The organism is Pseudomonas sp. (assembly GCF_041601375.1).
GTDB lineage: Bacteria > Pseudomonadota > Gammaproteobacteria > Pseudomonadales > Pseudomonadaceae > Aquipseudomonas.
The window spans coordinates 16,831-29,682 of sequence record NZ_JBFIIG010000036.1 but is presented as its reverse complement, the minus strand read 5'-3'; the positions used below and the strand labels follow the sequence as shown (position 1 = coordinate 29,682).

The following is a 12,852-nucleotide window of genomic DNA, read 5'->3' as shown; positions in this document are numbered from 1 at the left end:
CGGCGGGCTGATCCTGATGTTCTATCTGGAGACACGGCGCAATCGCCTGATGGCCCGCCACGACCCCTTGACCAACCTGCCCAATCGCAACAGTTTTCAAGCCCTGCAGAACGATACCAGGACCGCCGGCTGCTGCGCCCTGGCGGTGATCGAGTTGAGCAATTTTCGCGCGGTCAATGAGCGTATCAGCCACGAGGCTGGCGATCGCCTGCTGCAGCGCATCGGTGAAACCCTCAACCGGCTGAAACCGCAAGGCAGCTTCATCGCCCGAGTGGCCGGTGACGAGTTCGTCATGACCTTTCCTCAGGGCTTTCCCGAAGAGCTGGTGAACAGTGTCCTGAACAGCCTTGCCTACGCCTTGAGCTTCGACTTCCAGAGCGACAAGCACCTGTTTCAGGTGGGCACGCGCATCGGCCTGAGCTTCAACCCCGACAACAGTTTCAGCCTGCAGAAGCTGTACTACTTCGCCACCCTGGCCGTGCGTGAACTGCGCATGGGCAAACACAAAGGCCTGGGCGTCTTCAATGAAGACATCAGCAACCGTTACCTGCGCAGTCAGAACCTGCTCGACGACCTCAAACGGGCGATGGCGCAAACCGGCTCACCGGGCCTGAGCCTCTACTACCAACCGATTGTCGGCCTGAGCGACACCAGCATCGGGGTCGAAGCCCTGCTGCGCTGGCGCCACCCCAGCCTGGGCAGTATTTCGCCGCTGGAAGTGGTGGAATTGGCGGAGAACAATCAGCTGGGGCAAAAACTCGGCGAGTGGATTCTGCAGCGGCTCAAGCAGGATCTGCTCCGCCTGCCCCAGGGGCTGCGCGACGCACTGTATGTTTCGGTGAATATCTCCCCCGCGCAATTCACCACCAGCCTGCCCGAGCAGATCGAGCAATGGCTTGGCGAGGCGCCGATCCGTGCCAGCCAATTGGTTCTGGAGATGACCGAGTCGATTGCCGTGGCCGACTTCAATGACGGCCGCAGCATCCTGCGCAAGCTCAATGAGCAAGGTATCGCGGTGGCGCTGGATGACTTCGGCACCGGCTACTCGTCGCTGTCCTACCTGCGCGAACTGCGCGTGCAGCGGATAAAAATCGACAAGTCGTTCATTCAGGGCATTAGTCACGACGAACAACTGCAGCGCGTGGTGCGCAGTATCGTCGAGCTTTGCCACAGCTTCAGGTTCACGGTGACCGGCGAAGGCATCGAGGATGAAAACGATGCCAAGCAAGTCATCGACCTCGGCTGCGATCATGCCCAAGGCTATTGGTACGGCAAACCCATGCCTTTGCCGGCACTGATCACCTGGCACGGCAACTTTCCTTCACGGCCCCTACTGAAAAAACGTCTGCAGGTGCGATAGGCACAGGGCGCCGCTCAGAGGCGGTGAAACATCGAGCACGGCATCGGTTCGGGCGTACGCCGGACAAAATCGTTGCCTGGGATTTCCGGGCAACAGCGGCGACGGCTGCCGATGTAACCTAAGCGTCTCGACCAGACGGACGATCACCGATGGACTCCATCACCCAGGTAATGCTCGGTGCCAGCATCCAGGGGGCGCTGCTCGGTCGCTGGCAGGGCCGCAAGGCCCTGCTGTATGGCGCTATGCTCGGCACCCTGCCCGATCTGGATGTGGTGATCGATTATGGCGACGCGGTGGCGAACATGACCCAGCACCGCGGCTTCAGCCATTCGTTGTTGGTCCTCTTCGGCGTGGCTGTGCTGCTGACGTGGCTGGTGCTGCGCCTGCACCCGCATCCGGGCTACTCGAGGCAACGCCTGTTCGCCACCCTGGCCCTGGTGCTGCTGACCCACCCGCTGCTGGACAGCTTCACCAGCTACGGCACTCAGCTGTTCTGGCCGCTGATGCCAACCCCGCTGGCCTGGTCGAGCATCTTCATCATCGACCCGCTCTACACCACCCCCCTGGCCATCGCGGTGCTGCTTGGGCTGCTCTTCGGCCTGCGCGACAAAATGGCCAAGGCGCCGCTGGTCGCCCTGGTCCTGTCGACCCTTTACCTGGGTTCCACCCTGGCCGGCAAGCACATGGCCGAGCAACGGGTCGAGGCGCAACTGGCCCTCCAGGGCATCCAGGCCGAAGCGCTGTTCAGCACCCCGACCCCACTCAACAGCCTGCTCTGGCGCGTGATAGTGCTGGATGGCGAGGATTACCACGAAGCCCTGGTCGGCTGGTTCGATCGACAACCGCCGCAACTCATCCGCCTGCCGCGCGGCACCGCACTGGCCGCGGTACTCGCGGATTCGGCCGCGCACCGGCGCCTGGCCTGGTTCACCGATGGGCTGCTGCGCTACGACCAGATCGGCGAGCACCTGGTGGTCACCGACATACGCCTGGGCATGACCGGCGTGCACCCGTTCCGCTTCGACTTCGCCCACCAGCACAACGGTGAATGGCGGGTTCATGAGCGGATCGATCGCTGGCCGGCAGGCCTGGCCGACCTGACACGCTTGCAGGTGCTGTGGCGACGCATCTGGCAGCCGGAACTGCAGGTGCCCCTGGCGGCCTGGGCCAACGAACTGGGCAAGCCCCTGCTCAGCACCGCCCGGCAGACCTGCAAGGTGGAGCGCGACGAGTGCTGACGGCGTGCAGCGGAGCGTAGCCAGGGTCAGTTGGCGACCGCCCCCGGATTACGCCGGGGCTCATCCAGGCTACGGCTCTGCGACAGCCCCAGGCTCCGGCTCTCGTAGCCCAATGAAATGGACTCCTCCCTCCTACGGCGTCAATGCGCCAGCCCCTCAGGTCCGGAACTGTGCGACCAGGCCCTGCAACTCGACACCCAGGCGCGCCAGCTCGGCGCTGGAGGCGGCGGTTTGCTCGCTGGCACTGGCGCTCTGCTCGCCGATATCGCGCACCCGAGTAATGCTTTCGCTGATGCTGTCCGCCACCGCGCTCTGCTCTTCGGCGGCGGCGGCGATCTGCTGGTTCATCTGTTCGATGGAACTCACCGCCTGGGTGATGCGCCCCAGGGCAGCGCCCGCCTCGCCGGCCAGGGTGACAGTGCCCTGGGTCAGGGTACGGCTGCTGTCCATCTGTTCCACCGCACCAGCCGCCATACGCTGCAGGCTGCCGATCAGGCCTTCGATTTCTTCCGTCGAAGCGTGAGTACGCCGCGCCAGCGCCCGCACTTCGTCGGCGACCACGGCGAAGCCGCGGCCCTGATCGCCGGCCCGGGCGGCCTCGATGGCCGCATTCAGCGCCAGCAGGTTGGTCTGCTCGGCGACCGCGCGAATCACCTCCAGCACGCCGCCGATGCGCACGCTCTCCTGATTCAGCGCCTGGATAGTTGCGGCCGACTGCTCGACCCCCTGCGCCAGGCTGCCGATCTGGCTCACCGCCTGCTGCACCACCTGATTGCCCTGCTGCGCCTCGCGGTCGGCATCGCGGGCAGCCATGGACGCCTGCTCGGCGTTCTGCGCCACCTCCTGCACGGTGGCGGCCATCTGGTGCATGGCGGTGGCGGTCTGCTCGGTCTCCTGGCGCTGGTTGTGCACCCCGGCACTGGTTTGCGCGGTGATCGCCGACAGTTGCTCGGCCGCCGCGGCGATCTGGCTGACGCCGGCGCCAATCCGCCCGACCAGAGTGCGCAGGCTGCCGGTCATGCCCTGCAAGGCCGCAAACAACCGGCCCAGTTCGTCGTGGCGATCGAGCGGCAAGTCCTGGCTGAGGTCGCCCTCGGCTATGCGCTGGGCAAAGGCCACGCTCTGGCGCAGGGGGATGACGATCGAGCGGGAGATCAGCCAGGCGGCCAGCAAGCCGAGCAGTACCGCCGCCACGCCCATGCCACCGAGCAGCAGCATCGCTCGGTGGCTGCCGGCCGCCATGCGCTGCTCTTCGCCGACTTGCGCCGCTTCGGCCAGATTGAATACCGCCCGCGCCCGCTCGATCATCGCGGTCTCGGTGGTACGGCTCTGCTCGCGGACCTGCTGGTAATAGCCGAAGGAGCGCTGGTAGGTGGTCAACGCCTGCAAGGCCGTTTCGATCGCGGCTTTCTGCTCGTCGCTCAACCACACCATCAGGTTACGGGCGACACTTTGCAGGTCCTCGCCGATGTAGGCCCACTCCTCCAACGCCGCGGCCGAACCGTCGATGATGAACAGGTTTTCGTGGCCACGCAGCTCGAGCATGCGCTTGCTCATGCCGGACGCCGTTTCCGCCAGGGTCAGTGGATCGCTGCCGCGCAGCCGGTCACCCTGCAGGCGCAACTCGCGCACGGCGTCGTACATGGCCAGCTCGAGCGTCTCGAACTGGTCGCGCGTCTCGACCGCGGCATCGCTCATGTCCTGGCGCGCCTGAAGCGCCCTGCCCTGCAACTCGACATAGCTGTCGAACTGGCTCAGGTAATCGGCAACCGCCTGGCGCATGGTCTGATAATGCCGGGCTTGCGCCGGCGAGGCACCCTGCGCCAGTTGCAGCAGCAGCGCTTGCACTGTCGCCAGGCTCTCACGCACCCGCTCGGCACTCGCGCTGCTTTGTTCGATGGCGAAAGCGCGCTCCAGTCGCCGCGCCTGGAGAATTTCCATATTCACCGCCGTCAGCTGCCCGCTCAGGTTATGCCCTTGCACAATGGTCCGTAGCGCGATGAAACCGCCAGCGGTTACGGCGATGGTCAGCAGCAGCACCAAGGCAAAACCGCAGAGCAACTTCTTGCTCACGGCAAGGTTGGTGAACAGGCGGGCGGCAGACGGCAACATAAGCACAACTCCATTATTGTTATTCGACGCGCCGTCCCGCCTTCTGCGAAGCGATGTGGCCGGCATGCGAGGGCACGGCATCGATTTTCGAGACTGGAGTCTCGCAACCCTTGTGCCAGCTTTAGTCTTTAGCTCCTTTTATATCGACCGCTTGCCGCGAAGCGTCAGGGCAGAGGCGTGCGGGAATACACAGCCAAGCGGGCCACGGCTGCGCCCGCCCCTCGCCAGGGCCTGTGTCGGCGACTTTCCGCCGAGCAGAACCTGCGAGTGGCGGCTATTCGCCGATCTGCCGACGGCAAATCGCCGCCTGCCTCGATCACGTGCGCATAACACCTGCACATAAAAAGAGGCGCGCGACTCGATGTCGGGCGCCTCTTTTCATATGCCTGATGACCACCAGCAGGCTCATCCTCCGGCGCGCCGCATCATCCAATGCGCAATCAGGCAGTCTCACGGGGCGTCGGGCTGCACCTCCGGAACGGCCTGCCGGAAGGCCTCGAGGGATTCGCAGCGCGCCGCCATGGCGAGGATGCGCGGGTAGGCATCGAGCGCACAGTTGAAACGACGGGCGTTGTACAGCTGTGGAATCAGACAGGCCTCCAGGTAGCCGGGGCGCTGGCCCAGCGACAGGTGCCCCTCGAACGCCGCCAGGCCCTGCTCCACCGCCGTCAGCCCGGTATCGACCCAGTGCCGATACCAGGTGGTTTTCGCCTCCTCGTCCACGCCCAAGCGATTGGCCAGGTACTGCAGCACGCGCAGGTTGTTCAGCGGATGGATCTCGCAGGCGATGTGCAACGCCAGCGCCCGCACCTGGGCCCGCTGCGCCGGCTCGTCCGGCAGCAACGCCGGCACCGGGTAGGCCTCGTCCAGGTACTCGAGAATCGCCAGGGACTGGGCGATCCTGGCCTCGCCATCGACCAGCAACGGCACCAGCTGCTGCGGGTTGAGCGCCCGGTACTCGGCCGCGTGCTGCTGGCCGCCGTCCTCGAGCAGGTGCACCGGTACCTGCTCATAGGCCAGGCCCTTGAGGTTCAAGGCGATACGCACCCGGTAGGCGGCGGTGGAGCGCCAGTAGCTATAGAGCGTCAACATGTAAATTCTCCCTGTAGGAGCCGGCTTGCTGCGGTCTGGCATCACGGCGATGCGCTTGCAGACCGCAGCTGCACTCGATGGGTATCGTCGCTGCGCTCCTCAACCCACCCTACGGCTCATACTTTTCCACCACCTGGTCGATGGCGCCGAAGATACTCTGGCCGGCGGCATCGAACATCTCGATGCGCACCCGGTCGCCGAAGGTGAGGAACGGCGTCTTCGCCTCGCCCTGCTCGATGATCTCCAGCATGCGTTTCTCCGCCAGGCAGGACGATCCGGCGCTGCGGTCGTAGTTGGAGACGGTGCCCGAGCCGATGATGGTCCCCGTGCCCAGCGGCCGGGTCTTGGCGGCATGAGCCAGCAGGGTCGGGAAGTTGAAGGTCATGTCGGTGCCGGCATCCGGCTGGCCGAACAGCGCCCCGTTGATCTGCGAGACCAGCGGCCGGTGCACCTTGCCGTCTTTCCAGCAATCGCCCAGTTCATCCGGGGTGATGGCCACCGGCGAGAAGCTCGACGACGGCTTGCTCTGGTAGAAGCCGAAACCCTTGGCCAGCTCGCCGGGGATCAGGTTGCGCAGGGACACGTCGTTGACCAGCATCAGCAACTGGATGTGCTGCGCGGCCTCGGCCGCGGTGACGCCCATCGGCACGTCGTCGGTGATCACCGCGATCTCGGCTTCCAGGTCGATGCCCCAGGCCTCGTCGGCCATCTGGATCGGCGCCTGCGGCGCGATAAAGCAGTCGGCGCCGCCCTGGTACATCAGCGGGTCGTGCCAGAAACTCTCCGGCATCTCGGCGCCACGGGCCTTGCGCACCAGCTCGACGTGGTTGACGTAGGCGCTGCCGTCGGCCCAATGGTAGGCGCGCGGCAAGGGGCTGTGGCAGGCCGCCTGGTCGAAGGCGAAGGCGCCCGGTTCCAGACCGTCATTGAGGCGCTGGTAGACCGCGTCCAGCTGCGGGCGCGTGCGCGCCCAGTCGTCCAGCGCGGCCTGCAAGGTGGCGGCAATGGCCGGGACTTTCAGCGCACGGGTCAGGTCGCGGGAGACCACGACCAGCAGACCGTCACGGCCTTGCTTCAGTGATGCGAGTTTCATGCTCAATCCTCGTAGGGTGCGCCGTGCGCACCACAGATATCCGTCATATTGCGGTGCGTGCGGCCTAGGTGGCCCCGCGCACCCTACGTCAAGCCCGGCGCGCGCCAGGAGTTGACGTATTCGGGCACATCGACCTGCGCGGCCGCCGGGTCTATCTCCAGGGCGCGACGGGCGTCGATCATCACCGCCACCTCCTCGACGAAGGTCGCCGGGCTTTCCAGGCTCTTCTGCAGCGCCTTGGGGTGCGGGCCGTGGGGGAAGCCGCAGGGGTGCAGGGTGACCATGCCGGCCTCGATGTTGTCGCGACTGAAGAAGTTGCCGCGGTGGTAGAACAGCACTTCGTCGTAGTCGTCGTTGTTATGGTAGAAGGGCACTTTCAATGCCCCCGGATCGCTCTCCACCGGCCGCGGGGTGAAGGTGCAGACCACGAAACCATTGGCGACGAAGGTGGTGTGCGCCGAGGGCGGCAGGTGATAGCGATGGCTCATCAGCGGACGGATATCGCGCCAGTTGAGCCGCACCACGGTGTTGTCGCCATGCCAGCCGACCACGTCCAGCGGGTTGTAGGGGTAGGTCACGGTGGTGATCTGGTTGCGCCGCTTGATCCTGATCTGCCAGGTGCTTTCGTCCTGCTGGGCCTTGAACGCCTGGTCCAGGCGGGGATGCTCGAGCACCGCCGGATCGAAGATCGCCTGGGGCCCGAGCAGGCCCTTGTCCGGCAGCTGGTAGGCGCCATCGCTGCTCTCGATCAGCAGCATGAAGGTCGGCTCGGTGGTCTCGATGCGCCAGGCGGTACCGCGCGGAATCACCAGATAGTCGCCGTCGCGGTAGCTCAGGTGGCCGAAGTCGCAGTAGAACTCCCCTGCCCCTTCATGGATGAACAGCAGATCATCGCCATCGGCGTTGCGCACCAGGTGGCGCATGGCGCCGTGGGTCTTCCACAGGCGCAGCTTCATGTCGGCGTTGTGCAGGGTCAGCGGCGCCTCCAGCGGACAGTCGCGCTCGCTGGCGATGTCGTTGAAGTTGAAGGCGTGCGGGCGCAACGGGCCTTGCCAATCGATCCAGGCGGTCGGCGGATGCTTGTGGTGCAGGTGCGCGGTGGGGCCGAAGAAGCCCTCGCGGCCCATCTCGCGCTCGTAGGTGCCTTCGGGAAAGTCGCAGTGCGCCTGGCGCGAACAGTCGCCTTCGCGCAAGGGAAATCTGATCCAGTTACGGCTCATGACAGAACTCCATCGTAGGGTGCGCCGTGCGCACCATTAAACATAGGCGCACTGGGTCAAGACTCATTCGTCCTTGAGCACGCCGCGCTTGATCTGGTCTTCCTCGATCGACTCGAACAGCGCCTTGAAGTTGCCCTCGCCGAAGCCCTGGTTGCCCTTGCGCTGGATGATCTCGAAGAAGATCGGGCCGATCACCGTGTTGGTGAATATCTGCAGCAGAATGCCGTCGTCCCCCGGCGCCCCGTCAATCAGGATATTCAACTCGCGCAGCAGCTCGGTCGGCTCGCCGTGGCCAGCCACGCGGGTGTCGACCTTGTCATAGTAGGTGCCCGGGGTTTTCATGAAGTCCACGCCGCTGGCGCGCAGCTGGCGCACGGTGGCGTAGATGTCGTCGGTGCTCAGGGCGATGTGCTGAATGCCTTCACCGTGGTATTCACGGATGAATTCCTCGATCTGCGACTTGTCATCGGCCGACTCGTTGATCGGGATGCGGATCTTGCCGCACGGTGAGGTCATGGCCCGCGAAACCAGACCGGTGAGCTTGCCTTCGATGTCGAAGTAGCGGATCTCGCGGAAGTTGGCGATACGCTCGTAGAAGCCCGACCAGACATCCATCTGCCCGCGTTTGACGTTGTGGGTCAAATGATCCAGCTCTTTCAAGCCGACCGCGTTGTCCTGCGGCGTACGGCCTTCGATGTACTCGAAATCGACGTCGTAGATGCTCTTGTCGCCGTAGCGGTCGACCAGGTACAGCAGGGAACCGCCGATGCCTTCGACGCAGGGAATGTTCAACTCGCCGAAGTTGGCGTGGCTGCCGACCAGCGTGGCGCCTTGCGACTCGACATAGGCCGCCGCCTGGGCCGCGTTATGCACCCGAAAGGCCATGGCACAGGCGCTCGGGCCGTGCTTCAGGCCGAACTCGTGCACGTGCCCGGTGGGGCTGCCGTTGAGCACGAAATTGATGTCGTTCTGCTGGAACAGCCAGACTTCCTTGGAACGGTGCTTGGCCGTTTCGGTAAAGCCCATGGCGGTAAACAGTTCACGCAACTGCTGGATGCCTTCGGGCGTAGGCGCGGTGTATTCGACGAACTCGAAGCCGTCGGTACCGATGGGATTGTGCTGTTCGATCTTGTTCACGGCGGTCATTACGCCTCCTCGTTATTGTTGTGGATTCAGCGCCCTCGCCAACAGACAGGACGACGCCGATAACTCCATGTATGACAACCGAGGCAAGCGCGCCCGACAAGATGGCTCCGGTGCAGTGCAGCGGCACCTGGCGCGCCCATTGGCAATAAAACCTTACGACCTGATAAACACCGCGCAAAGTCTCGATCGCACGCTAAAAAACCGGCCAATACGTAACGATTTATTTACAAAGTGGCGCATTTAACTGCCAAACAAGCACGGATTCTGCCGATGGATGCGGCCTAAACTCCCAACAGCGCGGCCGGGCACCACTGAACAGGCCCGGTGAGGGAATAATTGAACGTTAGCCGCTGAACCGCAGCCCAAGCTGCGAGTGCTGAATATTCAGTACAAGCAACCAGGTGGAGCAGCGGCCACATCCGAATAATGGCAGACTGCCACCCAATGACCTGCCACTTCGACCAGCACACCCACGCGACGGAGCAGCCATGAGCAATGACCCACAAGAAAGTAGCGGCGACCCCATCAGCGCAGAGCAACGCCTGGAACTGTTGGAAAAAGGCCGCCGACTCGACCGCATCCTGCTGTTCACCCTTGCCACAGTGTTGACCATGACGCTCGTAAGCTGGCTGACCATCGGCTTGCTCGGCAAATCCGGCGAGCCGGAGGACAGCAACGGCGCCAAGCAGATCCTAAGCGTGCAAGAACAGGCAACCGCACTGCAAAAACAGGTCGCCGAACTCGAACAACGAGTGGTTCAGCAGGAACAACAGCTGAGCACCCTGCAAAGCAGCAAGCCGGCAGCGCCGCTGAGCAGCGGCGACAACCGCGCCGTGCAGCAACAGGTCGCACACACCCTGATCGACCAGGAACAGAGTTTCCAGCACAGCCTGGGGGCCCTGAAAAACGGCATGCGCGACCTCGCCGGCATGATCGCAGGGTCACGCAGCTGGCTGAGCGATTACCAGGAAGCACTGGACAAGCAAGTGGGCGAAAGCCAGGCGCGCGCGCAACGCCTGCAGCAGTGGGCCAACGACTCGAGCGACTCGCCGGCGGCACCCTGACGTCTCAGAGGTTGTGAAAATATCGAGCGCCGTAGCGAGAGCGTCTCCAGGCGTTCGCAGCGCAACGTCAGCAGCGGGCGCCTGGAGGCGGTCGCAGTAGGCGAGAGTTTTTTCACAACCTCTCAGTGCTGCAAATGCCCATACAGCTTGGCGTAGAGCCCACCCACGGCGATCAGCTGCTGGTGATCGCCGTCCTCGGCGACGCTGCCGCCGTCGAACACCAGTACCCGATCCGCCTGCTTCACCGCCGACAGGCGATGGGCGATGATCAGGGTGGTGCGGCCGTTGAGGAACTGGCCCAGGGCCTGATGCAATGCATACTCGGTGGCGGCATCGAGGGCCGAGGTGGCCTCGTCGAGAATCACCACTTTCGGCTCGGCCAGGACCATACGGGCGATGGCCAGGCGCTGGCGCTGGCCGCCGGACAGGCGCACACCGGAGCGCCCGACGATGCTGTCCAGGCCGTTGACCAATGCGCCTATGGTGCTGGCCAACTGGGCGATTTCCAGGGCGTGCCAGCAGGCTTCGTCGCTGCGTTCGCGGCCCATGCACAGATTGGCGCGTACCGTGTCGTTGAACAGCGCCGGATGCTGCAACACCACCGCGACCTGCTCGCGCACGGTTTCCAGGCCGATTTCCTGCTGGCTGCAGCCGCCGAAGCGAATAACCCCCGCCTGCGGCGTATAGAGGCCGAGCAGCAACTGCACCAGGGTGCTCTTGCCGCCGCCGCTGGCGCCGACGATGGCGACCTTCTCGCCTGGCGCGATGCTCAGGTCGAGGTTCTCCAGCACCGGCTCGTCGCCGTAGGCGAAGGTCAGCCCGCGCACCTCGATACCGACGGTGTCGCGGCCCTTGAACGGATCGGCACCACCCGGGTACTGCGGCTCGTCGCGACGCGCGAGCAACTCGTTGATCCGCGCCAGCGCCCCCCCGGCGGCATAGAAGGCGTACTGCAGGTTGAGCAACTGCTCGACCGGTCCGATCATGAACCACAGGTAGCTGAACACCGCGAGCATCTGGCCGATCGACAGGTCGGAGAACAGCACGGTGAGCATGGCTGCCGCGCGGAACACATCGATACCGAACTGGAACAATAGGCCGCTGGCGCGGTTGGAGGCGTCGGTCCGCCACTGCGAGGCCACGGCATAGTCGCGCACCTCCCGGGCCCGTCCGCCGAGGCGATTGAGAAAATAGCCCTGGCGATTGCCGGCGCGGATCTCCTGGATCGCCTCGAGGGTTTCGGTGAGGGCCTGGGTAAAATAAGAGGTGCTGTCGTTCTCCAGCTTTTTCAGGTGCTTGACCTTCTTGCCCAGCAGCACCGTGGCGTAGATCACCAGCGGGTTGAACAACAGGATCAACAGCGCCAGTTGCCAGTGCATCCACAACAAAATCGCCGAAGTCCCCGTCAGGGTCAGCACTGCCACCAGAAAGCGGCTGAGGGTTTCGCCGACGAACTTGTCCAGGGTCTCCAGGTCGGTGACCAGGTGCGTGGTCACGGTGCCGCCGCCGAGGCTTTCGTATTCACTGAGGGAAATGCGCTTGAGTCGTTCGATCAGGCGGATGCGGATGCGGTAGACGATGTCTTTCGACAGGCGGGCGAACAGGCGCGCCTGCAGCACGTTGAAGATCAGCGCCGAGCCGCGCAGCAGCAAGGTCAACACCAGCATCAGGCCGATATAGCCGGCCGCAACTTCCCAGCTGGCCGGGAGGAAGCGGTCCATCACCTTGAGCGCGGCATCGCCATCGTGGAGCAACACTTCGTCGACCAGCAATGGCAGGAGCAGCGGGATGGGCACGCTGCACAGGGTGGCGAACAACGCCACCAGATTGGCCAGGATCAGAGCTTTCTTGTGATGCAGGGCCAGGCGGCGGATTTCCGCCCAACTCAGGCGATCAGGCATAAGCCGCGCGCTCCAACCAGCGAGCGAGCAAGGGCGCCAGCACCTCGAGCGGCTGATAACCATTGGTCAGCAGCGCCAATTGACCGTTGCGTTCGGCCAGCAAGGTGGGAAAGCCGGAGATGCCCAAATCCTGCACCCAGCTGAAATCGGCCATAGTGGCTTCGCGCTGCGCTGCGCTGTCGAATGCGGCGGCGAACTCGATCCGCGCAATCCCCGCACGTTCGGCCAGCCCGACCAATACGCTGGCCCGGGTGACATCCTCGCCGCTGGTGTAAAAGGCCCGCTGGATCAACTGGCTCAGCGGCCAGACGCTGTCCGCGTCCAGGCTGCGCGCGGTCACCAGCGCCCGGCAGGCCGGCTCCGTGTCATAAACCAGGCCCTCGGGCAGGCCGTCGAGGAAATTGAACAGCTGGCCGGTGCTGGCATTGACCGCCTGCCAGTAACCCAGGTAACGCACCCGCGCCGCCGCGTCGATGGCCACCGCATCACGACGCAAGCCACCGAGCACCAGTTGCAAGGGCACACCGGCCGCAGCCGCCTGCTCGGCGAGGGACTCGAGCACCGGGGCAAACCCCCAGCACCAGGAACACATCGGGTCCATCACGTAGAGCAGGCGCGCGTGCATG

General features: G+C 64.4%; 10 protein-coding genes and 1 pseudogene. 3 read left to right on the top strand and 8 right to left on the bottom strand.

Translation table 11 applies throughout. The features are described 5' to 3' along the window. On the top strand, positions 1 to 1,360 hold a 1,360-nt coding region (locus ABZE94_RS07565; protein ID WP_372874919.1), incomplete at its 5' end, for a putative bifunctional diguanylate cyclase/phosphodiesterase. Positions 1,361 to 1,509: 149 nt separating this feature from the next. Beyond that, a complete protein-coding gene (locus ABZE94_RS07560; protein WP_372874918.1) occupies positions 1,510 to 2,598 on the top strand; it encodes a metal-dependent hydrolase in 1,089 nt (362 codons plus the stop codon). A 156-nt stretch (positions 2,599 to 2,754) separates the two neighbouring features. Here ABZE94_RS07560 and ABZE94_RS07555 read toward each other — a convergent pair whose 3' ends face one another. From ABZE94_RS07555 to hppD, 6 genes and pseudogenes are all read right to left on the bottom strand, one after another. Beyond that, a complete protein-coding gene (locus ABZE94_RS07555; RefSeq protein WP_372874921.1) occupies positions 2,755 to 3,618 on the bottom strand; it encodes a methyl-accepting chemotaxis protein in 864 nt (287 codons plus the stop codon). Continuing rightward, positions 3,613 to 3,798, bottom strand: a pseudogene (locus ABZE94_RS07550) (HAMP domain-containing protein); the annotation flags it as partial. The gene ABZE94_RS07555 and the pseudogene ABZE94_RS07550, both read right to left, overlap by 6 nt. 1,362 nt (positions 3,799 to 5,160) lie before the next feature. Next, the gene (gene maiA, locus ABZE94_RS07545; protein WP_372874917.1) at positions 5,161 to 5,802 is read right to left on the bottom strand and encodes a maleylacetoacetate isomerase; all 642 of its coding nucleotides are present in this window, start codon (positions 5,800 to 5,802) and stop codon (positions 5,161 to 5,163) included. Positions 5,803 to 5,911: 109 nt separating this feature from the next. After that, positions 5,912 to 6,895 carry a fumarylacetoacetate hydrolase family protein gene (locus ABZE94_RS07540; RefSeq protein WP_372874916.1) on the bottom strand — a complete coding sequence of 328 codons (984 nt, stop codon included), beginning with the start codon at positions 6,893 to 6,895 and terminating at the stop codon, positions 5,912 to 5,914. 83 nt (positions 6,896 to 6,978) lie between these two features. After that, positions 6,979 to 8,115, bottom strand: a complete 1,137-nt coding sequence (locus ABZE94_RS07535; RefSeq protein ID WP_372874915.1) for a homogentisate 1,2-dioxygenase — start codon at positions 8,113 to 8,115, stop codon at positions 6,979 to 6,981. A gap of 63 nt (positions 8,116 to 8,178) precedes the next feature. Further along, complete coding sequence (gene hppD, locus ABZE94_RS07530) at positions 8,179 to 9,261, bottom strand: 4-hydroxyphenylpyruvate dioxygenase (RefSeq protein ID WP_372874914.1); 1,083 nt, start codon at positions 9,259 to 9,261, stop codon at positions 8,179 to 8,181. A 488-nt stretch (positions 9,262 to 9,749) separates the two neighbouring features. On the opposite strand from hppD, the gene ABZE94_RS07525 reads away from it, so the two are divergent. After that, positions 9,750 to 10,325 (top strand): hypothetical protein, encoded by a 576-nt coding sequence (locus ABZE94_RS07525; RefSeq protein ID WP_372874913.1) that lies wholly within the window; start codon positions 9,750 to 9,752, stop codon positions 10,323 to 10,325. 122 nt (positions 10,326 to 10,447) lie between these two features. Here ABZE94_RS07525 and ABZE94_RS07520 read toward each other — a convergent pair whose 3' ends face one another. Continuing rightward, the gene (locus ABZE94_RS07520) at positions 10,448 to 12,226 is read right to left on the bottom strand and encodes an ABC transporter ATP-binding protein (protein ID WP_372874912.1); all 1,779 of its coding nucleotides are present in this window, start codon (positions 12,224 to 12,226) and stop codon (positions 10,448 to 10,450) included. Further along, positions 12,219 to 12,851: a DsbA family protein gene (locus ABZE94_RS07515; RefSeq protein ID WP_372874911.1), complete on the bottom strand. Its 633-nt coding sequence runs from the start codon at positions 12,849 to 12,851 to the stop codon at positions 12,219 to 12,221. The genes ABZE94_RS07520 and ABZE94_RS07515 overlap by 8 nt, the downstream gene beginning before the upstream one ends. Between the last annotated feature and the right edge of the window lies 1 nt (position 12,852).

What these genes read in the sequence shown, in the direction of transcription:
- ABZE94_RS07560 (WP_372874918.1), top strand. Translation starts at nt 1,510, where the DNA reads ATGGACTCCATCACCCAGGTAATGCTCGGTGCCAGCATCCAGGGGGCG.
- ABZE94_RS07555 (WP_372874921.1), bottom strand. Translation starts at nt 3,618, where the DNA reads ATGACCGGCAGCCTGCGCACTCTGGTCGGGCGGATTGGCGCCGGCGTC.
- maiA (WP_372874917.1), bottom strand. Translation starts at nt 5,802, where the DNA reads ATGTTGACGCTCTATAGCTACTGGCGCTCCACCGCCGCCTACCGGGTG.
- ABZE94_RS07540 (WP_372874916.1), bottom strand. Translation starts at nt 6,895, where the DNA reads ATGAAACTCGCATCACTGAAGCAAGGCCGTGACGGTCTGCTGGTCGTG.
- ABZE94_RS07535 (WP_372874915.1), bottom strand. Translation starts at nt 8,115, where the DNA reads ATGAGCCGTAACTGGATCAGATTTCCCTTGCGCGAAGGCGACTGTTCG.
- hppD (WP_372874914.1), bottom strand. Translation starts at nt 9,261, where the DNA reads ATGACCGCCGTGAACAAGATCGAACAGCACAATCCCATCGGTACCGAC.
- ABZE94_RS07525 (WP_372874913.1), top strand. Translation starts at nt 9,750, where the DNA reads ATGAGCAATGACCCACAAGAAAGTAGCGGCGACCCCATCAGCGCAGAG.
- ABZE94_RS07520 (WP_372874912.1), bottom strand. Translation starts at nt 12,226, where the DNA reads ATGCCTGATCGCCTGAGTTGGGCGGAAATCCGCCGCCTGGCCCTGCAT.
- ABZE94_RS07515 (WP_372874911.1), bottom strand. Translation starts at nt 12,851, where the DNA reads ATGCACGCGCGCCTGCTCTACGTGATGGACCCGATGTGTTCCTGGTGC.